The organism is Marivita sp. S0852 (assembly GCF_046591575.1).
Taxonomy (GTDB): Bacteria; Pseudomonadota; Alphaproteobacteria; order Rhodobacterales; family Rhodobacteraceae; genus Marivita.
Map to the genome: position 1 here is coordinate 293,814 of NZ_JBIQWA010000003.1, position 24,148 is coordinate 317,961.

Sequence of the window (24,148 nt, forward strand, 5' to 3'; positions counted from 1 at the left end):
AATGTATAGAGCGACACTGCATCTTTTTCGAATGACGGGGCTGGGTCTTTGTCTGACAGCGCTGATCGCAGCGGCCCCCGCCAAGGCCGCACAGCTGTTGCGGGATGCAGATATCGAATACGCGCTCAAGCAACTGGGCATCCCGATCCTGCGCGCCGCTGGCCTTAGTCCAAATCAGGTGCGTATTCTGCTGATCAACGACAACACTTTGAATGCGTTTATCGTCGACACCAGCCATATTTTCATTCACTCGGGGTTGCTCTCCAAGCTGGACAGTGCCGCGCAAATTCAGGCGGTGATCGCCCATGAGGCCGCGCATATTGCCAATGGCCATATCGCCCGGCGGATGGGCAACATACGCACTGCGCGCACGGCGGCAGGCTTGGGCCTTGTGCTGGCCGCGGCTGCCGCGGCGGCCGGTGGGGGTCAGGCGGCTGCGGGGATTGCAATCGGCACCCAAACATCGGCGATGCGCAGCTTTCTGGCCCATACCCGCGCCGAAGAGGCCTCGGCCGATATCAGCTCTATCCGGTATCTGGTGCAGGCCGGTGTCGATTCGCAGGGCGCAATCGAGGTGCAGGATCTGTTTCGTGGTCAAGTGGCCCTGTCCGAACGCCGCCAGGACCCGTATATGCGCTCCCACCCTTTGACACGGGACCGATTGCGTGCATTGAAAGGTCTGGTTGCGGGTGTCTCGGCGAACACCGCCCCGGACCCGACCGCCAATTACTGGTTTGCCCGCGCCAAAGGCAAGCTGACCGCGTTCACACGCGCGCCCAGCTGGACGCTGCGTCGTGCCGATCAAAGCGGGTCTGCCGATATCGCACAGATGCGCAAGGCGGTCGCCTATCACCGGCAAAGCGATCTGCGCAACGCGCTGGCCAATATCGATGGCGCGATTTCGATGCGCCCCAATGATCCGTTTCTGCGCGAGTTGAAAGGCCAGATCCTGCTGGAATCGCGCCGCGCCTCGGATGCTGTGGCGGTCTATTCCGCCGCCGCCCGTCTGGCACCGCGCGAACCGCTGGTTCTTGGCGGGCTGGGGCGCGCCCATTTGGCCGCAGGCAATGCCGGTGAGGCGGTGCGGGTGCTGGAAACGGCGCGCGGACGGGATTTTGGCGATGCCCGTATCCTGCGCGATTTGTCGGTGGCCTATGCAAAAACCGGCAAAACCGCGATGGCCTCGCTCGTCACTGCCGAACGGTATGCCCTTCAGGGCAGATTGAAAGACGCCGCGATCCACGCAAAACGCGCCGAAGGGGCGCTGTCGCGCGGGTCAGGCCCATGGCAACGCGCGCAGGATGTGTTAATTGCTGCGCAACGCGCCACACAGCGCTGAAAATCCGATAATGGAGAGTTTGATGTTCAAATCCCGCCTTGCCTGTTCCCTCACAGCGCTTTTCATGGCAACCGGCGTTTCCGCCGCTGAATTCGACTTTGGCGCGATGACAGATGCCGAACGCGACGCATTCGGCGCGCAGGTTCGGGCGTATCTTTTGGAAAACCCGCAAGTCATCATGGAAGCGGTACAGGTTCTTGAAGACCGCCAGGCCGAGCAACAGGCGCAGGGCGATCTGGAACTTGTGGCCGCCCATTCCGAAGAGCTGTTCAATGACGGGTATTCCTGGGTCGGCGGAAACCCCGACGGCGATGTCACCATTGTGGAATTCTTTGACTACCGCTGCGGATTCTGCCGCAAGGCCCATCCAGAGGTGCAGGCGCTTTTGGAAAGCGATGGCAATATTCGCTATATCGCCAAGGAATTCCCCATTCTTGGCGAAAACTCGGTGATTTCAGCCCGCTTTGCCCTGGCCGTCCGAGAGGTTGCGGGGGATGACGCCTATAAAGCCGCCAATGAAGCGCTGATTGCGCTGAATTCGGACATGCAGGAACCCGTCTTGCGCCGCCTTGCCGACACGCTGGAACTTGATGCCGATGCTGTGATCGCCGCGATGGACGGTGATGACATCACCCAACAGCTGGCCCAAACCCGCGCCTTGGCAGAGCGGTTGCAAATCAGCGGCACCCCCAGCTTTGTCATGGGCGGGCAGATGATCCGCGGCTACCTGCCTTTGGATGCGATGCAAGAGGTGATCGCGGAGGAACGCCGGGACGGTTAAAGAAACCGCTGATGATATCGGACCAGCCGTTCGAAATGCGCCGCTAACGACTGTTTCAGGTGATCCGCGTTTTTAACGTTCAGGATGTAATCCACAAGCGTGTTATATTGCGCGATTTGCCGAAGCAGTCGTTGGTCCGGCAACAATCGGTTCAGGCGCTCTTGTTCATCGATGACCTGTACGCGCTGCATCTCGGGCACCGCAACATCCTGCATCGGCGCGTCCAGGGTTTTCCCGTTCATCAGCTTGTGAGACGCGTCAAACCGGTTAAATAAGTGCCGTTCAAGCGGTGTAATCTGGTCACGTGACGCAACCGGCCAGGCCCAGACAAACGCGATTTCCCACACATCAATCTGGCGATTGGCAATCACATCCGATCTGGCCGATGTCAAATGACGCTGGACCCGTGCGCGGATGCCATCGGTGGACTGGCCGACATAGATCGGGATCTCGTCCAGATCACACAACGCATAAACGCCGATTTCATTCGTCAGCGCCTTGAGCGCGGTGGCCCTGTATGCCTGTGCGGTCACTACGCCGCCTTTGACGATTTTTGCGCGATCTTCAAAGCCGGCTGAAAAATCGCAGCATCCAGATGGCGGACCAACGGCACCACAACGCCGTCGCCCGCAACCTTGTAGGCGCTGTTGTAATTGTCCGGAATGACATAGCTGTCCGCCAGGCCCATGAGCCTGACCGCTTCTCTGGAACTGAGCAACCGGGCTTTGACCGCCGCCCCCTCGACCACAACCAAAGTCTGGCGGGACGATCCGCCCGACGGCGTGCGCAAACATCCAGCCAGCCCGTCAAACCGGATTTCCGCCCGCTGGCGGGTTCTGCCGTGGGCATCCGGACGGCCCCGTTTATACAAAGTGCCTATTTCGATCCGGCCTGACTGCTGTGCCGCCTCAAGTCTGTGCCTGCTGGGGTCGCTCATCAAGGACACCAACCGGTCCACCTCGGCGGGGCTTAACCACTCAAGGCCCGTGTCGACCTCAATCAAACTCTGCAACTCCGGCACCCTGCGCGTGGGCAGGTCGATGCGCCACCAGCACCAGGATTGTTTGATCCGCCGAGGTGCCGTGGCGATAAAGCTGCGCAGGCGTTTGGTATGATAGACCGATGTCGGACGCGCATCACAAAGCGACATGGGGGCTACCGATTTATGCAATGCAATCACAAACAGACGCGGCCTGCTTTGCGGCACATAATGGCGGGCATCAATCTCTAGCGCACCGACATTGTAGCCCAGATCAATCAGACTGCGCAGAACCTCTTCAAAATCCTGACCGTTGCGGCGGGAAATCAAACCGGATACGTTTTCAAAGGCAATGATCGAAGGTGCAAATCCGTCTTGCACCGCCGGTGTGATTTTCTGAATCCAGGACCGGAACACACCACTGCGCTGGCCGTTCAGCCCCCGGCCCTTGCCCGCCAGACTGAAATCCTGACACGGGCTGGAGGCCCAATAGAGGTCAATGGGCTGGCGCAAAATCCCGTCCGGGATATCGCACACATCACTGACGACAAGACCGTCCTTGCCCCAGTTTGCCTCGTAAACATGGGCTTTCATGCGGTCGATATCATTTGCCAACGCGCAGTCCCACTGCGATTTCAACGCAGCGCGCACCATTCCACCGCCACAGAAGAATTCGGCATACTTGGGGGGATTTAACACGGGCGATACCATATCTATGGATACAATCACCCGTTTTAGGTGTCGATAGGAAATCCGAGCTTACTCGGCGGCCTCTTTCGCGGCGCTTTCGGCATCCAGTTCAGCGGCCTTGGCTTCGACCTGTTCGACAATATGTTCGATCATCTGTTCATTCGACAATTTGTGGCTTTGCGCACCGGCAAGGTAAACCATCCCTGACCCATTGCCGCCGCCGGTAAACCCGACATCCGTCATCAACGCTTCGCCGGGGCCGTTCACCACACAGCCGATGATCGACAGGCTCATCGGTGTCTTGATGTGCTCAAGCCGTTCTTCCAGTGCTTCCACCGTTTTGATCACGTCAAAGCCCTGACGCGCGCAGCTTGGGCAAGAAATGATATTCACACCACGATGGCGCAAACCCAGAGATTTGAGGATTTCATACCCCACCTTCACCTCTTCGACGGGATCGGCGGACAGAGACACCCGGATGGTATCTCCGATGCCCATCCAAAGCAGGTTGCCAAGGCCAATCGCCGATTTGATTGTCCCCGACATCAGCCCGCCCGCTTCGGTGATCCCAAGGTGGATCGGGGCGTCTGTTGCCTCGGCCAGTTGCTGATAGGCCGCCGCTGCCATGAACACATCCGAGGCTTTGCAGCTGATCTTGAATTCGTGAAAATCGTTGTCCTGCAAGATCTTGATGTGGTCCAGACCGGATTCAACCATCGCATCGGGACAGGGCTCGCCATACTTGTCGAGCAAGTGTTTTTCCAGTGACCCGGCATTCACGCCGATGCGAATGGAAGAATTGTGATCCCGCGCCGCTTTGATCACTTCCTTAACGCGGTCGGATGACCCGATATTGCCCGGATTGATGCGCAAACAGGCTGCCCCGGCCTCTGCCGCCTCGATCCCGCGTTTATAGTGAAAGTGGATATCCGCCACGATGGGAACCGGGCTTTCTTTCACAATTTCTTTCAACGCCCGCGAGCTGTCTTCATCCGGCACCGAAATCCGAACAATATCCGCGCCTGCGTCGGCTGCTGCTTGGACTTGTGCAATCGTAGCTTTGACATCCGGCGTCAATGTGTTGGTCATTGTTTGCACCGTGATCGGGGCATCCCCCCCAACCGGCACGTCACCGACCATGATCTGACGCGATGTCCGACGGTAGATGTTGCGCCACGGGCGGATGTGATTGAGGCTCATGCAGTGTTCCTCCGGCGGAATGTGTCAACCAAACTGTACAGCTTTTGCACGCGTATAGCTAGGGCCGCATGCGACCTGCTTCAAGCGCCAAATCTTTGACGGCATGTGCTTATTCAGCGGTCTCTGGCACGGCGAGTTCCGCAACAATCCGCGCCAGATCACTGTCGGCCTCGATCGAGGCGACCGAGTATTGGTTCGACAGTTCATCAACGGACAAGGCCAGGTTCGACGTGACCGATCCTCTGGGCCCCGCCGGGCCGTAGGTCTGTCCGTTCATCGCAAAATAAATGGCCCCGGATTCGCCCACACGCAGCGTCGGAGGCTGTTCTGTTGCAGGCACCTGATAGGTGTCACCGGCGTTCATGATCGTCTCATAAATCACGCTGCCATCCGCCGCGCGGACACGAATCCACGCAGGGCGCACCGCCACAAGGGTCACGCCCGGCGCAGTGTCTTCCAGGATCTTCGGTTGCCCAATACTTGGCTGCGACGGCACCGCGCCAAGATCGGCCAGAACACGGTTCAGATCCCCGTCGTTTTGCAGATTGGCCGGTTCCAGTGCCGCAGCCAGCGTCGGGCCATCCAGTGGCAGATCAGACGTCACTGTACCGGCAGGACCAACCGGACCCACCGTACGGCCGTTGACCGAGGCATAAATGGCCCCGCTTTCGCCGACATTCAAAAGAGCGCCGGTTTGCGATGCGGGCACCGTCCACGTCTCGCCTGCTGCCATCACACGTTCAAAGATCACGGAACGATCATCGCCGCGCACCCGCACCCAGGCTGGCCGCGCTGCGATCAAGGTCACACCCTCCTCCGACAGCCCTTGCGTCGACGCCAACTGGCTGCCGATCAGCCCACCGGCGGGTTCAAGATCAACCGATGGCAATGTCCGGCGTTCAGTTTGGGCAAACGCGCCCAGGCTGTTGGGATCAAGGGTGGAAATCGGCGCATCCCGCGCGACAAGAACCGGAACATCCAGCGCCTGCGGGCGGTAGAGCCGATCAAACGCGTCAACGCTTGGCGGTGGTGTGAACACACCCGCCCCGGCATCCGCAACGGTTTCATCCGATTCCGGGTTTTCCGACGTCGGCTGGATGGTGGTTTGTAACGGGTCAAGGTCCGACAGCACAACCGGCGTTTGATCGACCGGGGCCAATTGAACGCGCTGCACCTCTTGCAGAACCGAGTACCCGCCATAGCCCAGCCCGCCCAGGAGCATCACAAGAACAAGGGTCGATCCAATCGCGCCCGGCTCAATCCGAGACAAAAAGGAATCGCTGCTGGGAGCAAAGGGCAGAACCGGCTGGGAAAACGGGTCACGATCGGAAATCGGGCCGTTAAGCGCCGAAACATCCAGCTGTTTACGCGGCGAGGCGGCATGCGACATGCCATGCGCCGTTTCAAATCCGCTTTCGGCACAGAAGACGGCAAACGTGTCGTCCGGGTCCATGCCAAGATAGCGTGCATAAGAACGCACATACCCGGCGATAAAGCCGGGTGTGTCAAATGCTGTGGGATCGCAATTTTCTATAGCGGCGATATAGCTGGCTTTGATGCGCAATTCGCGCTGCACGTCCAGCAGGGATTTCCCGAGCGTGGCGCGTTCTCCGCGCATAACATCACCCAAACGCAATTCGAAATCATCGAAACCGCGCGGTACCTCTTGAGAAGTATCGTGCGTTTGTTTTGGGGGTTTACGCCCAATCATTCGCTGCCCCTTGCCGTTCTTACCGCTTACACGATGCCTGTGTTACACGTACCCGGTGAGTCGAGTCGCGCTTTTTATTGCGGTTACGTTAACACACGGCAAGGTTTAATGCACGGTTTCCGAACGTTAAGCACTCAATTCGGCACGATTTAGCGCACAATGCGACCAAAGCTCGTCCATGGCCTGGACCAGACGATCGATCTCTTTCGGACCATGCACAGGGGACGGCGTGAAACGCAGCCGTTCGGTCCCTCTGGGCACCGTCGGGAAATTGATCGGTTGCACGTAAATCCCAAAGCGTTCCAGCATCATGTCCGACATTTGCTTGGTGTGGACCGGGTCGCCGACCATCACCGGAATAATGTGGCTGCCATGGTCAACAATCGGCAATCCAAGCCCCTTGAGCCGCATCTTGAGGATGCGCGCCTGAAGCTGGTGCTGGTCCCGCAGGCTTTGATCGGTCTTGAGATGCGCCACAGATGCCGCTGCACCTGCCGCAACTGCGGGGGGCAAAGACGTGGTAAAGATAAAGCCCGGCGCATAAGAGCGGATCGCATCGCACATCTTCGCAGATGCCGCGATATAGCCGCCCATCACGCCGTAGGCTTTGGCCAGGGTGCCATTGATGATGTCGATGCGGTCCATCAGACCATCCCGTTCCGCCACACCGGCACCGCGCGGGCCGTACATGCCAACCGCGTGCACTTCGTCGATATATGTCAGCGCGTTGAATTCATCCGCAAGATCGCAGATTTCCTTGATCGGGCCGAAATCTCCGTCCATCGAATAGATCGATTCAAACGCGATCACCTTGGGCACATCGGGATCGTCCGCCGCCAGCAATTCACGCAGATGCGCGACATCATTGTGGCGGAAGATACGCTTGGCCCCACCATTGCGCCGCACGCCTTCGATCATCGACGCGTGGTTCAACGCATCCGAATAAATGATGAGACCCGGAAACAGTCTGGGCAGCGTCGACAATGTCGCATCGTTAGCGATATAGGCCGACGTGAACAGCAGTGCGGCTTCCTTGTGGTGCAGATCGGCAATCTCGGCTTCGAGCCGTTTGTGATATACGGTTGTCCCAGAGATATTGCGCGTGCCCCCCGATCCGGCACCCGTGGCGTCAAGCGCCTCGTGCATCGCGGCCAGAACCGCTGGATGCTGGCCCATACCAAGATAGTCGTTGCCACACCACACAGTGATGTTCTGCTCGGTTCCATCGGGCTTGCGCCATACCGCATGGGGGAACTGTCCCTTGGTGCGCTCGATATCAATAAACGTCCGGTAGCGGCCTTCGTCATGCAGGCGGTTCAGGGCTTCGTCGAGTTTGTCGGTATAGCTCACCGGCTTCTCCTTTTTGCCTGCGTTCTGAGTCGCTTACCCGTCAGTCGCTTGGCGCAATAAAACTTAAGTTTGGATATAGAGTGCATCCTTTGATGGCAATCTTTGTAGAGAACGACTTACCGTCGCAGCCTTGATCTGAATCAAGCCTTCAGGCCCCGCCATGCACTTGTGTTAAAAAACTGTATATTTCTCACATCATTGTAGCCGTGGAGGCCCGATCAGACGCTCTGGACAGTGCTTTTTGCGATGCTAGGCTTTGCGCAACTCACCAACAGGAGACCAAGATGTCTGTCGATCCCGTTCTTGCACGTATTGATTCTGACCTGCCCAACAGCCTCGACCGACTTCTAGAGCTGTTGCGCATCCCCTCTATCTCGACCGACCCGGCCTTCAAAAAAAATTGCGATCAGGCAGCCGATTGGCTGGTAGCTGATTTGCAGTCCATGGGGATCGACGCATCCAAGCGCGAGACACAAGGGCATCCGATGGTGGTCGGCCATAGCGACGGCCCCGGACCGCATCTTTTGTTTTACGGGCATTATGATGTGCAACCCGTCGACCCGCTTTCGCTTTGGCATCGCGATCCGTTTGATCCCGAAATCCAGGACACCCCCAAGGGAAAGGTCATCCGCGGCCGCGGCGCGGCAGATGACAAGGGGCAGTTGATGACCTTTCTCGAAGCCTGCCGCGCCTGGAAGGCCGAACACGGCACTCTGCCCTGCAAGATCACCTTCTTCTTCGAGGGCGAAGAGGAATCCGGCTCTCCGTCATTGATCCCGTTTCTGAAAGCCAACGCGGACGAGTTGAAAACCGACATCGCACTCATCTGCGATACAGGACTTTTCGACAGCCGCGTTCCGGCCATTGTCACCATGCTGCGCGGGATGTTGCAGGAAGAAATCACCATCACCGGCCCCGACAAAGACCTGCATTCCGGCATGTTCGGCGGTGCCGCGATCAACCCCATCCGGGTTCTGTCGCACATTATCGCGGCCCTGCATGATGAAAACGGACGTATCACGGTCCCCGGATTCTATGACGATGTGCCGGACCTGCCGGATGACATGATGGCACAATGGGAAAACCTTGGGTTTGACCACAAGGCATTTCTGGCAGAGGTCGGTCTGGACACCCTTGCGGGCGAAGCAGGACGCAGCGCGCTTGAGATGCTGTGGTCGCGCCCCACCTGCGAGGTCAACGGCATCGGCGGCGGTTATCAGGGCGACGGGTTCAAAACCGTGCTGCCATCCACCGCCAGCGCCAAGATCAGTTTCCGGCTGGTCGGACAGCAAGATCCCCATGTCATCCGCGACCGGTTTCGCGAAATGGTCTCGGCCATGCTCCCGCCAGATTGCACCATCGACTTCATAAGCCACGGCGCGTCACCAGCATCGGTGATGTCGGTGGACAACCCGGCTTTCGACAAGGCCCGCGCAGCGCTCAGCGATGAATGGCCCGATCCCGCCGCTTTTGTCGGCTCCGGCGGCTCTATCCCCGTGGCCGGGTATTTCCAGTCGATCCTTGGAACTGAATCAATGTTGATCGGGTTTGGCAAGGATGACGACCAGATACACAGCCCCAACGAAAAATACGATGTGGACAGCTTTCACAAGGGCACACGCAGCTGGGCGCGCATTCTGGCGGCGTTAACTCAAGGCTGACCGCCGTCACAACAAAACCGCAAAGTCCCAAGATCGCCGAATTTCATCACACCAATACCCCGTACCAGTCGCAGCAGGTCCAAATTGTGGTCACAATTCCTAGCGAATGGTTAACGCATGAAACGGATGATGAAAAAACAGGATCGCAACGATTTTTTGAGCCGCATCGAGCGGCTTGATCCAAAGTTTGCGGCCCTTCCCGAAGAAGCCCGATTTGAACGAAAACCCTGGGAAGTCGACAAGACCAGCTTTGCCAATGGCGATAAGCCGATCATAATGGCGGGACTGGGGTTTGCCATGGCCATCGCCGCGCTTTACGCGGTCCATAACCCATCGCAGGTTCAAAGCCTGCTGCTGACCTCTGGCTGGCCACCGCAATTCCTGACTTACGCCATGAACGGTGTGTCCCTCCTGGCCATTGGGCTGGCGCTTTTTTACGTGTTCAACATTTTCCGCATCCTGAACCCGCGCGCCACCGGCCGCTGGAATGCCACCGGGCTGGTCACGGGCGCCTGCGCCGCGCTTGGCATGACTTTTGTTCCGGACGCCTATATTCAAGCCGGGGTCGAATATGCCGGCTTTAGCAGCACAAACGACATTCTGGACTACGCCCAGCAGCGCACCCTGCAATTTGCAGGTATTGACTGGGCCAGCGTTGTGATGGTTTCCTCATCGGCGAAATGAGCGCGCCGCAGACGTTTAACACAAATTCTCAGACCATTGCATATGAGGTGACCGGGACCGGGCCACCTCTTTTACTGTTGCACGGCTTTCCCCAGACACGGGCCATGTGGCGTCCGATGGTGCCCGGCTTGGCCGAACAGTTCACAGTTGTGAGCGCTGATCTGCGCGGCTATGGCGACAGCACCAAACCAACGTCGGTGCAGGATATGTCCTTTCGCCTGATGGGCGCTGACATGGTTAACCTGATGACGGCGCTGGGGCACCCGCATTTCCACCTTGCCGGACATGACCGGGGTGCCCGCACGGCGCATCGTATCGCCCTTGATCATCCCAACGCGGTGGACAGCCTGACCGTGATGGACATTGTGCCAACTGAATATCTGCTGTCCAACATGACCACCCGGATCGCCCAAGCCTATTATCACTGGCTGTTTCTGGCGCAGCCCTACCCGTTTCCCGAAACCCTGATCGGTCACGATCCGGACGCCTATTTTGAACGCTGCCTTTTGGGATTCGGCAAGGCCAGCCTTGATCAATTTGATCCACACCTGTTGACGCTCTACCGCACGGCATGGCGCAGGCCTGACACCATCCGGGCCATGTGCCACGATTATCGCGCGGCGCTGGAGATTGATTGGGGCGACGACGCGGCGGACCTTGATCGGCGCGTCACCTGCCCCACGCTGGTTCTATATGGACAAGATGGCGCAATGGCGCGGCTTTTGGATGTTCCCGCAAGATGGGCGGATCGGGTATCAAACCTGACGTCAAAACCCATGCCAGGCGGGCATTTCTTCCCCGACCAGGTTCCAACAGAGACCCAAGGCGCACTGCTTGAATTTTTGAAATCTCTCTGACCTGAAAAGAAGAAGTGGCGCGGTTGACGGGGCTCGAACCCGCGACCCCCGGCGTGACAGGCCGGTACTCTAACCATCTGAGCTACAACCGCGCATAACGCTGATCCGTTTGGCAGTGGTGGCGCGGTTGACGGGGCTCGAACCCGCGACCCCCGGCGTGACAGGCCGGTACTCTAACCATCTGAGCTACAACCGCTCACTGCCGCCCGCATCTGGGCGTGTCGCGGGTTCTATGGATACGACACTGCCCCGTCAAGCGCTTTCAATACGATTTCGGTCGCAAAAGTACCGCCGGACAAAGACGTCGCCACATGCCCTCCTTATCTTTATGAAAAGCCACGCATTTTATGACGGGTAATTTCAAAACATGCCGGGAAAATCCGGCCTGACGTCATTCGCACAAGACGGCCCATGTCAGGTTGCTACGGCGATTCACCACCCCCGTCGCGCCCAAAGCGCCCCCATCCCGCCTTGAACACCAACAGGGAAACAAAGGAATACATTAAAATACAAACGAAATCCTGTATTTGGCTGTAACATTTTTAACGAACTGACGCTAAGTAACGCCAACACATCTTGATTTAATAGTCTTTTATATAGAACACCTTAACATTGAAACGCTCCACAATTGATAGTTTGAAATGAACGAAACGAATAGTTCGAAAACCTTTTTAACACGTGACTTGAACGTCTGGGACCCTTTGGGCGGACAGCATAGCTTTTCCTTTGCTTTTTTCTTCAAAGTCATAAGTGACCCGCGCTTTCTCTTGTTCGCCGGGCTTGCGCTCCTGCTGTTTTTTGGCACGGACCCCTCTGGCATCCGGCATTATGTGCCGCTTTGGACCAGCGCGGTGATTTGGCCCATGTCTTATGTCATCTACATGACCGCATTCGGCGTGATCCTTGCGCTGCAATCGCTGCTGACCGCGCAGTATCCCGGCTTGCGCGTACCAACATCACTGATCGGTTGCCTGTCGCTGATTCCCGCAGTCTACATCGCGGAAAACGTCATCATAGACTATCTGAGCGGTGGTCGATTTCCGGCGGATTCGGGGGCAAATTTTCTGTTCTACTTCCTGTCTGTTCAGGTCATCGAAGCGGTGTTCTTCAAATATGTGTTCCCGGTCCTGCATTCAGATTTCGCCAAGACAATATCCCGTGTTGAAACACCGCCGGAACCGGCACCGACAGCGCGTCAATTGATTATCGGCGGCGAACGCATCCCGCTGGACACGGTCAAAATGATCGAAGCGCAAGAGCACCATGTCGAAGTCACAACAAACGAGGGTCAAACCAGACTGCGCGCACGGCTGAGTGATATCGTGGCACAAACATCGCCATCTGACGGAATTCAGCCGCACCGCTCCTGGTGGGTGGCCCGCCACGCGGCCAAGGGGTTGGAACAAGAGGCCGGTCGCCCGGTTCTGCGCCTGCGATGCGATCAGCCGATTCCGGTGGCGCGCACCCGGATTGACCAGGTCAAAACCTGGGTGGACAATCACCTGTAATGCATTGATTTCACAGGTATAGTCCGCAAAACATCTGATGCAAAACTCGGGAAATGGTGGGTGATGAGAGACTCGAACTCCCGACATCTTCGGTGTAAACGAAGCGCTCTACCAACTGAGCTAATCACCCGCTGGCGTGGGGTTTAGCCAAGCCGCGCGCCTGCCGCAAGGGGGCATTTTGGATTTTTTCCATTGCGCGAAAATTGTGGTTTCGCGCCTTCGGTGTGGCGCTCAATCCCTTGTGATCCAAAGAATTCCAAGACGAAATATCGTCAAAGCTGGGACGGAAAATGGTGGGTGATAAGAGATTTGAACTCCTGACATCTTCGATGTGAACGAAGCGCTCTACCACTGAGCTAATCACCCAACGCAGATGGGTTTAGCTTTACTCTGCCGCCTGCGCAAGAGGGTCAATCGGGTCCGCTTGACGCGGTTCATTGCGCCGCAAGCGTGTTGTGATGATATGGGCCTTGGTTGTCTTTTTCATACGGGTGATTTTAAGCTTGCCCATTGGTGCCAGGTTCAATTCCCGCCCGTTTGCGATTGTTTCGCCCAACACGGCCAGCATTGCTTCGATCACCGGCTTGGCATCGCGTTTTTTTACACCGCTACGCGCCACGATCGTGTCGATCAGCTCTTTCTTCTTAAGCTCAGGCTCCGTGATTCTGGGTGATTCATTGACCACAACTTCCGGGTCCGGTGCTTTTGCTGCCGCCGGGGTCGCGCGGGCCGGTGTGGCTTTGCGCACAGCTGTCGATGTTTTGCGGGTGGTTCCCATGATGCTCTTCCCTCAGTATTCGAAATTTTAAGCGTCTTTTTGCGTCAGCATAACAAAAACCCATACTTTATCCAGTCGGCATATTGCGATTTACATCAACATCTTGATCCGCAACTATAATTAAGCGCAGGCCATCGGTGGCGAGGTCCGTTTGCGCAACGCAACCCGCGACAAAGAAAAAGGGCGCTCCGACGAGCGCCCTTTCCTGTTCAGTGCGATCAAAGACCGATCAATGTGCCACAGGGGCCGTCCCTTGTGCCGCCGCTTCGGCCGCACGCGCCGCCGCTGCGGCCTCTTCTGCTGCTTCGTCCCATTCGATTGATTTGGGCTTGTCCACCAACGCAATCTTAAGAACATCAGACACATGATTGACCGGGATAATCTCTAGCCCGTTCTTCACATTGTCCGGCAGCTCGGCCAGGTCTTTTTCGTTTTCCTGCGGAATCAGAACCGTCTTGATCCCACCCCGCAGCGCCGCAAGCAGCTTTTCTTTCAACCCACCGATCGGCATCGCATTGCCGCGCAACGACACCTCGCCGGTCATGGCAATGTCACGTTTGACAGGGATGCCTGTCAGAACAGAGACAATCGACGTCACCATCGCCAAACCGGCAGACGGGCCATCCTTGGGCGTGGCCCCATCCGGCACGTGGACATGGATGTCCATCTTGTCGAATTGCGGCGGTTTCACCCCGATCTGAGGTGAGATCGACCGCACATAGCTGGCCGCGGCGTCGATGGATTCTTTCATCACATCACCCAGCTTGCCTGTGGTTTTCATCCGTCCCTTACCGGGCAGTTTCAGCGCCTCGATATGCAACAGGTCCCCACCGACAGAGGTATAGGCCAACCCGGTCACCACGCCGACCTGATTTTCATCCTCGGCCAGACCGTAGCGGTATTTGCGAACACCAAGATAGTCGTCAAGGTTGTCCGGCGTGATCACCACCTTGTCTTCTTCCTTCTTGATGATCTTGGTCACCGCTTTACGCGCCAACTTGGAGATTTCGCGTTCCAGATTCCGCACACCGGCTTCGCGGGTATAGTACCGCACGACATCCGTCAGTGCCTCGTCCGCCAGCTCAAACTCGCCTTTTCTCAAACCATGGTTCTTAACCTGCTTTGAAATCAGGTGACGCTTGGCGATCTCGGCCTTTTCGTCCTCGGTGTAACCTGCCAGTGGAATGATCTCCATCCGATCCAAAAGCGGCCCCGGCATGTTATAGCTGTTCGCCGTGGTCAGGAACATCACGTTCGACAGGTCGTATTCCACTTCAAGGTAGTGGTCGACGAACGTGCCGTTCTGTTCCGGATCAAGCACTTCAAGCATGGCCGACGCCGGATCACCCCGGAAATCCTGACCCATCTTGTCGATCTCGTCGAGCAGGATCAGCGGGTTCGTCGTCTTGGCCTTTTTCAGCGCCTGGATGATCTTGCCCGGCATGGAGCCGATATAGGTCCGGCGGTGGCCACGAATTTCCGACTCGTCGCGCACACCACCCAGCGAGATGCGAATAAATTCGCGCCCCGTGGCTTTGGCAACCGATTTGCCCAGCGAGGTTTTACCCACACCCGGAGGGCCGACAAGGCACATGATCGGGCCTTTCAGCTTTTTCGAGCGTTGTTGCACCGCAAGGTATTCGACAATGCGCTCCTTGACCTTCTCAAGCCCATAGTGATCGGCATCAAGGATCTTTTCGGCACCGCCCAAATCCTTTTTCACGCGGGATTTCTTGCCCCACGGGATCGACAGCATCCAGTCAAGATAGTTGCGCACGACAGTCGCTTCGGCGCTCATCGGGCTCATGTTCTTGAGCTTTTTGATCTCGGCCTCGGCCTTTTCGCGCGCTTCCTTGGACAGTTTGGTCTCGTTGACCTTGGCTTCCAATTCCGCGACTTCGTTCTGGCCATCCTCGCCGTCGCCCAGTTCCTTCTGAATAGCCTTCATCTGCTCATTCAGATAATACTCGCGCTGCGTGCGCTCCATTTGGGATTTGACGCGGGTTTTGATCTTTTTCTCGACCTGCAGCACAGACATTTCGCCCTGCATCAGGCCATAAACCTTCTCAAGACGTTCGCTCACGGCAAGCGTTTCAAGCAATTCCTGCTTTTGATCAACTTCAATCCCAAGATGCCCCGCAACCAGATCGGCCAGCTTGGCAGGCTCCTCGGCTTCGGACACAGCGCCGAGCGCTTCTTCGGGGATGTTTTTCTTGACCTTTGAATACCGCTCGAACTCTGCGCCCACAGTGCGCACAAGCGCTTCAATGGCGGCAGGATCGCCCGGCATTTCGGTCAGATATTCGGCGTTGGCTTCAAAGAAGTCATCGTTTTCGATGTAATCGGTGATGCGCACACGGCTTTGGCCTTCGACCAGCACCTTAACGGTGCCATCGGGAAGCTTCAAAAGCTGCAGCACATTGGCCAGCACGCCGGCTTTGAAAATACCATCGGTTTGTGGATCGTCCTCGGACGGGTCCATCTGGCTGGCAAGCAGGATCTGCTTGTCATCGGCCATCACCTCTTCCAGGGCACGCACAGATTTGTCGCGTCCGACAAAAAGCGGCACGATCATGTGCGGAAACACGACGATGTCGCGCAACGGCAGCACTGGGTAAGATGCGTTAAGGGGCTCTTGCATGCTCGTTTCCTTTTCTTGGCAAGACCCGTCGTCCCTCTTTGAGGCAACAGACGCGTCTCCGGTCATGGAGGTTAAAGGTGGTGCAAGCATCACCAGATTTCAACCTATCGCGTGTCCACTCCACCATATTCGGTTGACCAACACCTTCAAGCCGCTTCTCGGCGAGGTGGTGTATTTTTCGTTTACCAGCATAACCTATGAAAAAAGGTCGCCCGAACAGGCGACCTTTCTTCTGTCATAGACGGGTTTGCCCTTTATCGACATGGCCCCACGGATCAATTGACCTGTGGCAACAAGTCACGAAGGCGTACCGTATCATCGGCAATGCGAACTTCGGTGGTGTCGTATTCCGGCATGTTTTCAAGCTCGGCTTCCGTGTGGCTTGGCACCAGGACGCTGCCGTCACGCATTTCCAGACGGTCAACAGGCACGGCAATGTCATGTTCGCCCAAACCAAGGAATCCACCAACACCGACGATGGCGACAATGGTTTCACCGCGCACACCGATATTGTCGATTTCACCGACATCGCTGCCGTCTTCGGTCATCACGTCCAATCCCAGCAGATCGCTGGTGGTGACATCGGCCATCGAGGTCTGCACAAACCCGGTTGCATAGGTCTCGCGGTCTTCCTCGGACTGCATATTGCCGGCGTCGTCCGCCTGATAATCAAGCAAGCGCACATCCGCTTCGGCCTGATCCACAGTCACATCCGCACCCTCTACGCCTTCGATCCGCACTTCAGGCTCTGCCTGGGACACTTCAACATTTGCGTCCTCGGATTGTTCGATGTTCACCTGCGGGTCGGCAGAGGATACTTCGATATTGGCATCAGCCGCCTCGTCGATTTCCACGTTCGATCCGGCATCCGCTTGTTCGACGCGAACCTGCGGTTGGGATTCCTCGATAGTGATGCGCGGTTCGGGACGGATGAAGTTGACGACCGGCTCAGGCGTTTCAACCTGCACGTTCGGGTCGTTCTGGCTAACATCGACATTTGGGCGCGGCACGCGGATTGTGATAATCGGCTCTGGGATGCGGACCGTCACAATGGGTTGTTCCTGTTCGATTGTCACGATCGGCGCTTGCTGCTGAACTGTGACATTCGGCTCTGGCACCTGCACGTTGATCTCGGGCTGTGGTTGTTCGACTGTCACCTCGGGCGCGGATTGGCTGACATCAACATCGGGTTCGTCGATTGTGACTGTGACTTTCGGCTCGCCCTGCTCGACCATGACGCTGCCGCCTGTGGGTGCAACCTGAGCTGTGGTGGTTTCGGTATTCTGGCTTGTGGACTGGGCCGCAACCGCACTGCTAAGCGCAATGGCTGATACCGCTCCAAGAATGGAGGATTTGAGAGTGAAGTACATGGAACATCTCCTTTCGATTATGGCGCGGCGAATTGACCGGCCTTGTCGAAATAAGCGTCTGCACTGAAAACAGTTCCCCGAATAATTTTCGGAACAAAATGCTGAACCTAGCGTTGCCGACGCCTACACGGGTTCAATGTCACCAGCGTCGCGCAGGGCGTGAAATCGCGCCTCAAAGTGTGCGAATGTTCCAGACGCAATCGCGTCTCGCAGACCCTGCATCAACTCCTGATAGTAATGCAGATTGTGCCAGGTCAACAGCATGCCCGAAATCATCTCTTGCGCGCGGAACACGTGGTGCAAATAGGCGCGGCTGTAATTGCGGCAGGCGGGACAGGTGCAGTGCTCGTCCAAGGGTCTTGGATCGTCCTGATGACGGGCGTTCTTGATGTTCACCTGCCCGCGCCGCGTCCACGCCTGCCCCGTGCGCCCCGACCGCGACGGCAGCACGCAATCCATCATGTCGATCCCGCGCTTGACGGCGCCGACAATATCATCCGGCTTGCCAACCCCCATCAGATACCGAGGCTTGTCTTCGGGCAATTGCCCCGGCGCGTAATCCAGACAGCCGAACATCGCCTCCTGCCCCTCGCCCACCGCCAGACCGCCAACCGCGTAGCCGTCAAAGCCAATGGCCCGCAATGCCTCGGCCGATTCCGCACGCAGATCTTCCTCCAAACCGCCTTGCTGTATCCCGAACAACATATGGCCGGGCCGGTCGCCGAATGCGTCTTTGGACCTCTCTGCCCACCGCGTCGAAAGGCGCATCGAGTCCGCAATCCGCGCACGATCCGCAGGCAAGGCCGGACATTCGTCAAAGCACATCACGATGTCCGATCCCAACAGCCGTTGAATGTCCATCGACCGCTCTGGCGTCAGCTCATGTTTTGACCCGTCAATATGAGATTTGAACGTAACACCCGTCTCCGTCAGCTTGCGCAGATCGGCGAGGCTCATCACCTGAAACCCGCCTGAATCGGTCAGAATGGGCTTGTCCCAGTTCATAAATTTGTGAAGCCCTCCCAATCGGTCAATCCGCTCGGCGGTGGGGCGCAGCATCAGATGATAGGTGTTGCCCAGCAGGATATCCGCCCCGGTCGCAGCCACGCTTTCCGGCATCATGGCCTTGACTGTCGCTGCTGTGCCAACAGGCATGAACGCCGGGGTGCGGATCACGCCTCGGGGTGTTTCAATCTGACCGGTCCGGGCAAACCCGTCGGTCGCATGCAGGGAAAAAGACGATTTGCTCATAATCAGACCCCATGCCCCAGCAATCCCCGATTGCCAACCCTTTACCCGGACCGTTGCTTTCCCTATATCTTTAGTCAGGAACTCATGGGAATGACTGACATGAACAACGCCAGCCCGCAAATCGAAGGCACGCCACTGATTGCGCCCTCTAGCACCGATCATCCACTGTATGATCAGGTGGTCGAGGCGTGCCGGTCTGTCTATGACCCGGAAATCCCGGTCAATATCTATGACCTCGGACTGATCTACACGATTGACATCACAGACGATAACGCGGTCAGCATTATCATGACCCTGACCGCACCAGGATGTCCCGTCGCAGGCGAAATGCCCGGATGGGTCGCCGAAGCGATTGAACCCCTGGCGGGGGTCAAACAAGTCGATGTCGACCTGACCTGGGAGCCGCCCTGGGGCATGGATATGATGTCCGACGAAGCACGGCTCGAACTGGGCTTCATGTAAGACCAGGCTCAAACCAAAGGATACACCCATGTTTGGCATCCCCGGAAAACAAGCTGTCACCCTGACCCCGAAAGCCGCTGCGCAAGTGCGCAAGCTGATGGAAGCAAAGGGCCATGCAGGCTTGCGCATCGGCGTCAAGAAAGGCGGCTGCGCTGGCATGGAATACACCATGGATTACGTCGATGACACTGACCCCCATGACGAGGTCGTCGAACAGGATGGGGCCACGGTGATGATCGCACCGATGGCACAAATGTTCCTCTTCGGCACCGAAATCGACTATCAGACATCGCTGCTGGAATCGGGGTTCCAATTCAACAACCCGAATGTCGAAGACGCCTGTGGCTGCGGGGAATCGATCAAGTTCAAGGATGTGGACGAACTTACCGAAGAGCATGCCGACGGCGCACCCAACCTCAAAAACTAACAGGCGTGCCGACATATGGCAGTTCTGCGCGCCTGTCACCGCACAGCTTTGACCAAAGCGTTATTTTGCTCGCGCTCTGCCCGACCCCCCTGTGATATCGGCCTATTTCGGACCGAAATGCACGGCCGCCGGACCCTTCGGCAACACCTCTTGACCTTGCCGCGATGCCCGCGATGATGCACGCAATTTTGATGACAACAGGAACGTGCTCATGCGCCGCAAACTCGCCGCCGGAAACTGGAAAATGAATGGCGTGACCGCCGCGCTGGGCGAACTTGACGCCCTGCAAGAGGCCGCCTCTGGACCGGCCGACGTCCTGATCTGCCCGCCCGCCACATTGATTGCGACAGCCAGCGCCAAGGCGGGGGATCTCGCAATCGGCGGCCAAGACTGCCACACCGCCAGATCCGGGGCCCATACAGGCGATCTGTCCGCCGAAATGTTGAAAGACGCAGGCGCCACCTATGTGATCCTTGGCCATTCTGAACGCCGCGCCGATCATGGCGAAACCGATGCGCTGGTGGCCGAAAAATCCCGCGCGGCATGGTCCGCCGGGCTGACCTCTATCATTTGCGTCGGCGAAACGCTGGACGAGCGTGAAGGCGGCAAAACCCTAGACATCATCGGCATGCAATTGGCCGCGTCCGTGCCTGACGGCTGCACTGCCGAAAACACAGTGGTCGCCTATGAACCGGTCTGGGCCATCGGCACCGGAAAAGTGCCCACAACGGCTCAGATTGCCGAAGTACACGCCTTCATCCGCTCCAGCCTGATCCAGAGATTTGGCAACAGCGTCGCAAGCGCAATTCCGGTGCTTTACGGCGGCAGCGTTAAGGCCGCCAATGCTGCCGAGATCTTTGCCGTTGATGACGTCGACGGCGCGTTGGTTGGCGGTGCCAGCCTCAAGGCCAGTGACTTTGCCCCCATCGTGCGCGCCTTGAACGCGGCGTGATTTCGCATATTTGGAAAAAGAAGACGTCAACCAGTCTTTAACGACCCATAGGCATCTTCTTTTCAAAAATATGCACACACAACCGCTGCAGACAAAAGCGACGCCCGGATAAGAGCGTCGCTTTTTTGCGTTTTCCCAGAGCGTGGCAGCCTATCTGGTGATGATCTCGGGGCCCATGAATGTCGTCGGCAAGAAGGTCGACAGCCATGGAATATAGGTGACCATGATCAGGAAAATGAACATGACGCCCAAAAACGGCAAGGCAGCCCGCACCACCCGCATCATCGGCATACCAGCCACCCCTGAGGTGACAAACAGGTTCAGACCCACCGGCGGCGTAATCATCCCGATTTCCATATTCACCACCATGATGATCCCCAGATGGATCGGATCAATCCCCAGCTCGATCGCGATTGGAAACACCAGGGGGGCCACGATGACAATCAGGCCGGAAGGTTCCATGAATTGGCCGCCAATCAACAGGATGACATTGACGATCACCAGAAACAGGATCGGCCCGAACCCGGCATCCAGCATCGCGGCTGCAATCGTCTGGGGGATTTGTTCATCCGTCAGAACATGTTTCAAAATCAGCGCATTGGCGATGATGAACATCAAAGTGACGGTCAGCTTGCCCGCTTCGAACAGGGTGTCTTTTGTATCTTTGTGAAAAAACGCGGTCACCAGGGCGATGGGTTTCTGAAGAAGGCTCAGATTGGCTGCGCCGTCTTTCCCGCTGAGCGGACCCATGTCCCGATAAACGAAACTTGCGATGAAAAATGCATAGATCGCGGCCACCGCTGCGGCTTCGGTCGGTGTGAAAATACCACCGTAAATCCCGCCAAGGATGATCACGATCAGGAACAAGCCCCACCCCGCATCCCGGCCCGAGGCCCAAACCTCGCCCCAGCCTTTCCAATCACCTTTCGGCAGGTTCTTGACCCGTGCGATGATATAGATTGTGATCATCAACATGGAGCCCGCCAGCAGTCCGGGAATTACGCCGGCCAGAAACATGCGTCCCACCGACACATCTGTGGCGGATGCATAAACGACCATGACGATGGAGGGCGGGATCAGAATGCCCAAAGTGCCCGCATTGGCAATGACACCGGCGGCGAAATCCTTGGTATAGCCCACCTGCCGCATCCCCGCGATCACAATAGACCCGATCGCCACAACCGTGGCCGGGGACGAGCCTGACAGTGCCGCAAACAGCATACAGGCAAACACACCCGCAATCGCCAGACCGCCGGGAAAATGCCCGACAATGGCAATGGAAAACCGGATGATCCGCCGCGCCACGCCGCCGGTCGACATAAAGCTGGACGCCAGAATGAAAAACGGAATGGCCAACAGCGTGTAATGTCCCGCCATCGCCTGAAACAGGGTCTGCGCGATCGAGGCCAGCGACGTGTCACTGAGCACCAGAAGAAACAGGATCGACGAAAAACCCAGGCTAACGGCGATAGGAACACCGATCAGCATCAACCCGATTACCAGGCCAAAGAGGATTGCAACTTCCATAAATCAATCCCCGCGATTCATCGCCGCGACGTCATCGACGGCGTCTTCGGCTTCGTGACTGACGATGAGGTTCTGCGCCTGTCCCGTCCAGATGCGCCAGGCCGCCTGGCAGAACCGGAACAGCAGCAAGGCCATCCCAAAGGGCAGCATCGCGTAGGGTATGAATCGGGGCAGTTTTTCGTATTCTTCGCCTTCGTTCATGATCGGCTCAATCCAGCGCAGCCACTCCGGAAAGGGAATATCGACCGTCTCGTACCATCCGCGATACGACGTGCGCCCCATCTCTTCGAGGCCGGTGGGAAACCAGCGGCCCGTGGTTTGCGGCAGATTGGCAAAATTGGCCCAGTAATCCCAGGCACCTTTCATCAACAGCATCGCGTAGATCACACAGACCGCAGCGGCCGTCAGACACATCGCGCGGCGCAGCGGGGCCGACACGATATTCAAAATCGCATCGACACCAAGATGCGCCGTGACCTTGACCGCATAGCTGACCCCGAACAGCACCAGCCAGGCAAACAGAAACGAGGTCATCTCAAGCCCCCAGATCAGGCCTGTGTTGAACCCGTACCGCAGCACCACGTTGATAAAGGTGATCGTCACCATAAGCCCAAGGATGACCGCAATCGCCGTCTCTTCCAGCTCGTGAACCATGCGGCCCATCAGCGACCGTGGTTGATATTGCGCAGACATGCCCGTCCCTCCCCAATAAGCGGGTCTTTGTAAAAACCCGGCCCATTCGGGGCCGGGTTGATTACGTGTCAGGTCTTAGTAATTCATGTTGATGGCTTGCGCCGCGTCGATGTTTTCCTGGCCAACATCCTCGCGGAATTGCTCCCAGACGGGCTTCATCACATCAACCCAGGCCTGCCGTTGTTCCGCGTCGAGTTCGCGCACCACGCTGCCTGCATCAATCACCGCTTGCTTGGCGTCTGCGTTCACTTTGGTGGACTCGGCGTTCCGCACCTCTGTGACTTCGGCAATGATGGTGCCCAGCTGATCGCGCACATCTTCCGGCAGGCTGTCCCACCAGTCGGTTCCGGTCACCACAAGATAGTCGATGATGCCGTGGTTGGTTTCGGTGATGCCGTCCTGAACCTCAAAGAACTTCTGGCCGTAGATGTTGGACCAGGTGTTTTCCTGCCCATCCACAACACCCGTTTGCAGCGCACCGTATACTTCCGAAAACGCCATTGGCTGGGGTGATCCACCCAGCGCTGCCATCTGCGCCTTGAGCACGTCCGAGTTCTGCACCCGGAATTTCAGACCTTCCGCATCGGTCGGAGAGACCAGCGGTTTGTTGGCCGACATCTGCTTCATGCCATTATGCCAGAACGCGAGGCCCAGAAGACCACGGCGGGTCATAGATTCCTTCATTGCCTGACCGGTTTCGGAATTCTGGAATGCATCGACCGCGTCAATGTTCTTGAACATGAACGGCAGGTCAAAAATGCGGAACTGCTTGGTGAACTGCTCAAACTTCGACAGCGACGGCGCGGCCAGCTGAACGTCACCTTGCAGCATCGCTTCGAGCACCTGATCATCGTTGTAAAGTGACGACTGCGGGAACACTTCCATGCAAGCCGTACCGTTCATTTCATCGTTCACCCGCTGCTGCAGCAAAGACGCGGCGATGCCTTTGGGGTGACGGTCGGTATTGGTCACATGGCTGAACTTGATGACAATTTCGCCATCGTCGCAGGCGGCCTGTGCCGCCGTGGCACCGGTCATCAGCGCGGCTATCGCGGCGGCAGACATCAGAAACTTTTTCATAACTTCCTCCCAGGGAGTGGTCAAAACGACAGGTCGAGCGCCCCTCCCACGCTGGCGCTCTCTGGTCGTCACAAAACCGTTAACGAAACGCGTCGACAAGCGTCGCTCAAATAAATTGGAAAAGACATAAAATTATTATTATTTAACAGATGATTGGTGTGTAAACTTCATGTTCAACCAAAATGCGCAAAGAATCCAATGTGCGGA

Annotated in this window: 21 protein-coding genes and 4 tRNA genes; 9 read left to right on the forward strand and 16 right to left on the reverse strand. The window is 57.2% G+C overall.

Features of this window, described 5'->3' with window-relative positions:
* The first annotated feature begins 1 nt into the window (after position 1).
* Both ACG74X_RS07835 and ACG74X_RS07840 read left to right on the forward strand, forming a co-directional pair.
* On the forward strand, positions 2-1,339 hold the full coding sequence (locus ACG74X_RS07835; protein ID WP_411233789.1) for a M48 family metalloprotease: 1,338 nt from the start codon (positions 2-4) through the stop codon (positions 1,337-1,339).
* A gap of 22 nt (positions 1,340-1,361) precedes the next feature.
* Complete coding sequence (locus ACG74X_RS07840) at positions 1,362-2,120, forward strand: DsbA family protein (protein ID WP_411233791.1); 759 nt, start codon at positions 1,362-1,364, stop codon at positions 2,118-2,120.
* Here the strand turns inward: ACG74X_RS07840 and ACG74X_RS07845 are convergent.
* From ACG74X_RS07845 to hemA, 5 genes are all read right to left on the reverse strand, one after another.
* A complete protein-coding gene (locus ACG74X_RS07845) occupies positions 2,117-2,653 on the reverse strand; it encodes a GIY-YIG nuclease family protein (RefSeq protein ID WP_411233793.1) in 537 nt (178 codons plus the stop codon). The two genes, ACG74X_RS07840 and ACG74X_RS07845, sit on opposite strands and share 4 nt — an antisense overlap.
* The gene (locus ACG74X_RS07850; RefSeq protein WP_411233795.1) at positions 2,653-3,798 is read right to left on the reverse strand and encodes a DNA cytosine methyltransferase; all 1,146 of its coding nucleotides are present in this window, start codon (positions 3,796-3,798) and stop codon (positions 2,653-2,655) included. The genes ACG74X_RS07845 and ACG74X_RS07850 overlap by 1 nt, the downstream gene beginning before the upstream one ends.
* A 60-nt stretch (positions 3,799-3,858) precedes the next feature.
* Positions 3,859-4,989, reverse strand: coding sequence for a flavodoxin-dependent (E)-4-hydroxy-3-methylbut-2-enyl-diphosphate synthase (gene ispG, locus ACG74X_RS07855; protein ID WP_411233797.1), 1,131 nt, complete (start codon positions 4,987-4,989; stop codon positions 3,859-3,861).
* A gap of 109 nt (positions 4,990-5,098) precedes the next feature.
* A complete protein-coding gene (locus ACG74X_RS07860) occupies positions 5,099-6,607 on the reverse strand; it encodes a helix-turn-helix domain-containing protein (RefSeq protein WP_411233799.1) in 1,509 nt (502 codons plus the stop codon).
* Between the two features lie 219 nt (positions 6,608-6,826).
* Positions 6,827-8,050 (reverse strand): 5-aminolevulinate synthase, encoded by a 1,224-nt coding sequence (gene hemA, locus ACG74X_RS07865; RefSeq protein ID WP_411233801.1) that lies wholly within the window; start codon positions 8,048-8,050, stop codon positions 6,827-6,829.
* A gap of 284 nt (positions 8,051-8,334) precedes the next feature.
* On the opposite strand from hemA, the gene ACG74X_RS07870 reads away from it, so the two are divergent.
* From ACG74X_RS07870 to ACG74X_RS07880, 3 genes are all read left to right on the forward strand, one after another.
* Positions 8,335-9,711, forward strand: a complete 1,377-nt coding sequence (locus ACG74X_RS07870; RefSeq protein WP_411233803.1) for a M20/M25/M40 family metallo-hydrolase — start codon at positions 8,335-8,337, stop codon at positions 9,709-9,711.
* Between the two features lie 129 nt (positions 9,712-9,840).
* Positions 9,841-10,395, forward strand: coding sequence for a hypothetical protein (locus ACG74X_RS07875; RefSeq protein ID WP_411233804.1), 555 nt, complete (start codon positions 9,841-9,843; stop codon positions 10,393-10,395).
* Positions 10,392-11,252 carry an alpha/beta fold hydrolase gene (locus ACG74X_RS07880; RefSeq protein ID WP_411233806.1) on the forward strand — a complete coding sequence of 287 codons (861 nt, stop codon included), beginning with the start codon at positions 10,392-10,394 and terminating at the stop codon, positions 11,250-11,252. The genes ACG74X_RS07875 and ACG74X_RS07880 overlap by 4 nt, the downstream gene beginning before the upstream one ends.
* 15 nt (positions 11,253-11,267) lie before the next feature.
* Here the strand turns inward: ACG74X_RS07880 and ACG74X_RS07885 are convergent.
* Both ACG74X_RS07885 and ACG74X_RS07890 read right to left on the reverse strand, forming a co-directional pair.
* Positions 11,268-11,344: transfer RNA gene (locus ACG74X_RS07885), tRNA-Asp, on the reverse strand.
* Between the two features lie 27 nt (positions 11,345-11,371).
* Positions 11,372-11,448 (reverse strand) — tRNA-Asp (locus ACG74X_RS07890).
* 571 nt (positions 11,449-12,019) lie between these two features.
* Here ACG74X_RS07890 and ACG74X_RS07895 point away from each other — a divergent pair.
* Positions 12,020-12,760 (forward strand): LytTR family DNA-binding domain-containing protein, encoded by a 741-nt coding sequence (locus ACG74X_RS07895; RefSeq protein ID WP_411233807.1) that lies wholly within the window; start codon positions 12,020-12,022, stop codon positions 12,758-12,760.
* Positions 12,761-12,814: 54 nt separating this feature from the next.
* Here ACG74X_RS07895 and ACG74X_RS07900 read toward each other — a convergent pair.
* The 6 genes from ACG74X_RS07900 to tgt all read right to left on the reverse strand — a co-directional run bounded on the left by ACG74X_RS07900 (position 12,815) and on the right by tgt (position 18,800).
* Positions 12,815-12,890 (reverse strand) — tRNA-Val (locus ACG74X_RS07900).
* Positions 12,891-13,051: 161 nt separating this feature from the next.
* Positions 13,052-13,126: transfer RNA gene (locus ACG74X_RS07905), tRNA-Val, on the reverse strand.
* Between the two features lie 19 nt (positions 13,127-13,145).
* Positions 13,146-13,538, reverse strand: coding sequence for an HU family DNA-binding protein (locus ACG74X_RS07910; RefSeq protein ID WP_411233809.1), 393 nt, complete (start codon positions 13,536-13,538; stop codon positions 13,146-13,148).
* 229 nt (positions 13,539-13,767) lie between these two features.
* Positions 13,768-16,179 carry an endopeptidase La gene (gene lon, locus ACG74X_RS07915; RefSeq protein WP_411233811.1) on the reverse strand — a complete coding sequence of 804 codons (2,412 nt, stop codon included), beginning with the start codon at positions 16,177-16,179 and terminating at the stop codon, positions 13,768-13,770.
* A gap of 275 nt (positions 16,180-16,454) precedes the next feature.
* A complete protein-coding gene (locus tag ACG74X_RS07920; protein ID WP_411233813.1) occupies positions 16,455-17,549 on the reverse strand; it encodes a PRC-barrel domain-containing protein in 1,095 nt (364 codons plus the stop codon).
* A gap of 123 nt (positions 17,550-17,672) precedes the next feature.
* Positions 17,673-18,800, reverse strand: coding sequence for a tRNA guanosine(34) transglycosylase Tgt (gene tgt / locus ACG74X_RS07925; protein WP_411233815.1), 1,128 nt, complete (start codon positions 18,798-18,800; stop codon positions 17,673-17,675).
* A gap of 99 nt (positions 18,801-18,899) precedes the next feature.
* On the opposite strand from tgt, the gene ACG74X_RS07930 reads away from it, so the two are divergent.
* The 3 genes from ACG74X_RS07930 to tpiA all read left to right on the forward strand — a co-directional run bounded on the left by ACG74X_RS07930 (position 18,900) and on the right by tpiA (position 20,641).
* Complete coding sequence (locus tag ACG74X_RS07930) at positions 18,900-19,262, forward strand: SUF system Fe-S cluster assembly protein (protein WP_411234197.1); 363 nt, start codon at positions 18,900-18,902, stop codon at positions 19,260-19,262.
* 28 nt (positions 19,263-19,290) lie between these two features.
* The gene (locus ACG74X_RS07935; RefSeq protein WP_411233816.1) at positions 19,291-19,689 is read left to right on the forward strand and encodes a HesB/IscA family protein; all 399 of its coding nucleotides are present in this window, start codon (positions 19,291-19,293) and stop codon (positions 19,687-19,689) included.
* Between the two features lie 211 nt (positions 19,690-19,900).
* A complete protein-coding gene (tpiA, locus tag ACG74X_RS07940) occupies positions 19,901-20,641 on the forward strand; it encodes a triose-phosphate isomerase (protein WP_411233818.1) in 741 nt (246 codons plus the stop codon).
* A gap of 150 nt (positions 20,642-20,791) precedes the next feature.
* On the opposite strand, the gene ACG74X_RS07945 is transcribed toward tpiA, so the two are convergent.
* From ACG74X_RS07945 to ACG74X_RS07955, 3 genes are all read right to left on the reverse strand, one after another.
* Positions 20,792-22,168 carry a TRAP transporter large permease gene (locus ACG74X_RS07945; protein WP_411233819.1) on the reverse strand — a complete coding sequence of 459 codons (1,377 nt, stop codon included), beginning with the start codon at positions 22,166-22,168 and terminating at the stop codon, positions 20,792-20,794.
* A 3-nt stretch (positions 22,169-22,171) separates the two neighbouring features.
* A complete protein-coding gene (locus ACG74X_RS07950) occupies positions 22,172-22,861 on the reverse strand; it encodes a TRAP transporter small permease (RefSeq protein ID WP_411233821.1) in 690 nt (229 codons plus the stop codon).
* 75 nt (positions 22,862-22,936) lie between these two features.
* The gene (locus tag ACG74X_RS07955) at positions 22,937-23,941 is read right to left on the reverse strand and encodes a DctP family TRAP transporter solute-binding subunit (protein ID WP_411233823.1); all 1,005 of its coding nucleotides are present in this window, start codon (positions 23,939-23,941) and stop codon (positions 22,937-22,939) included.
* Between the last annotated feature and the right edge of the window lie 207 nt (positions 23,942-24,148).

Bases quoted from the DNA above. Each gene is read 5' to 3' on its own strand.
- ACG74X_RS07920 (WP_411233813.1), bottom strand. From the start codon at position 17,549: ATGTACTTCACTCTCAAATCCTCCATTCTTGGAGCGGTATCAGCCATT.
- ACG74X_RS07875 (WP_411233804.1), top strand. From the start codon at position 9,841: ATGAAAAAACAGGATCGCAACGATTTTTTGAGCCGCATCGAGCGGCTT.
- ACG74X_RS07945 (WP_411233819.1), bottom strand. From the start codon at position 22,168: ATGGAAGTTGCAATCCTCTTTGGCCTGGTAATCGGGTTGATGCTGATC.
- ACG74X_RS07835 (WP_411233789.1), top strand. From the start codon at position 2: ATGTATAGAGCGACACTGCATCTTTTTCGAATGACGGGGCTGGGTCTT.
- ispG (WP_411233797.1), bottom strand. From the start codon at position 4,989: ATGAGCCTCAATCACATCCGCCCGTGGCGCAACATCTACCGTCGGACA.
- ACG74X_RS07955 (WP_411233823.1), bottom strand. From the start codon at position 23,941: ATGAAAAAGTTTCTGATGTCTGCCGCCGCGATAGCCGCGCTGATGACC.
- ACG74X_RS07930 (WP_411234197.1), top strand. From the start codon at position 18,900: ATGAACAACGCCAGCCCGCAAATCGAAGGCACGCCACTGATTGCGCCC.
- lon (WP_411233811.1), bottom strand. From the start codon at position 16,179: ATGCAAGAGCCCCTTAACGCATCTTACCCAGTGCTGCCGTTGCGCGAC.
- ACG74X_RS07860 (WP_411233799.1), bottom strand. From the start codon at position 6,607: ATGCGCGGAGAACGCGCCACGCTCGGGAAATCCCTGCTGGACGTGCAG.
- tgt (WP_411233815.1), bottom strand. From the start codon at position 18,800: ATGAGCAAATCGTCTTTTTCCCTGCATGCGACCGACGGGTTTGCCCGG.
- ACG74X_RS07910 (WP_411233809.1), bottom strand. From the start codon at position 13,538: ATGGGAACCACCCGCAAAACATCGACAGCTGTGCGCAAAGCCACACCG.
- ACG74X_RS07870 (WP_411233803.1), top strand. From the start codon at position 8,335: ATGTCTGTCGATCCCGTTCTTGCACGTATTGATTCTGACCTGCCCAAC.
- ACG74X_RS07935 (WP_411233816.1), top strand. From the start codon at position 19,291: ATGTTTGGCATCCCCGGAAAACAAGCTGTCACCCTGACCCCGAAAGCC.
- tpiA (WP_411233818.1), top strand. From the start codon at position 19,901: ATGCGCCGCAAACTCGCCGCCGGAAACTGGAAAATGAATGGCGTGACC.
- ACG74X_RS07840 (WP_411233791.1), top strand. From the start codon at position 1,362: ATGTTCAAATCCCGCCTTGCCTGTTCCCTCACAGCGCTTTTCATGGCA.
- ACG74X_RS07880 (WP_411233806.1), top strand. From the start codon at position 10,392: ATGAGCGCGCCGCAGACGTTTAACACAAATTCTCAGACCATTGCATAT.
- ACG74X_RS07950 (WP_411233821.1), bottom strand. From the start codon at position 22,861: ATGTCTGCGCAATATCAACCACGGTCGCTGATGGGCCGCATGGTTCAC.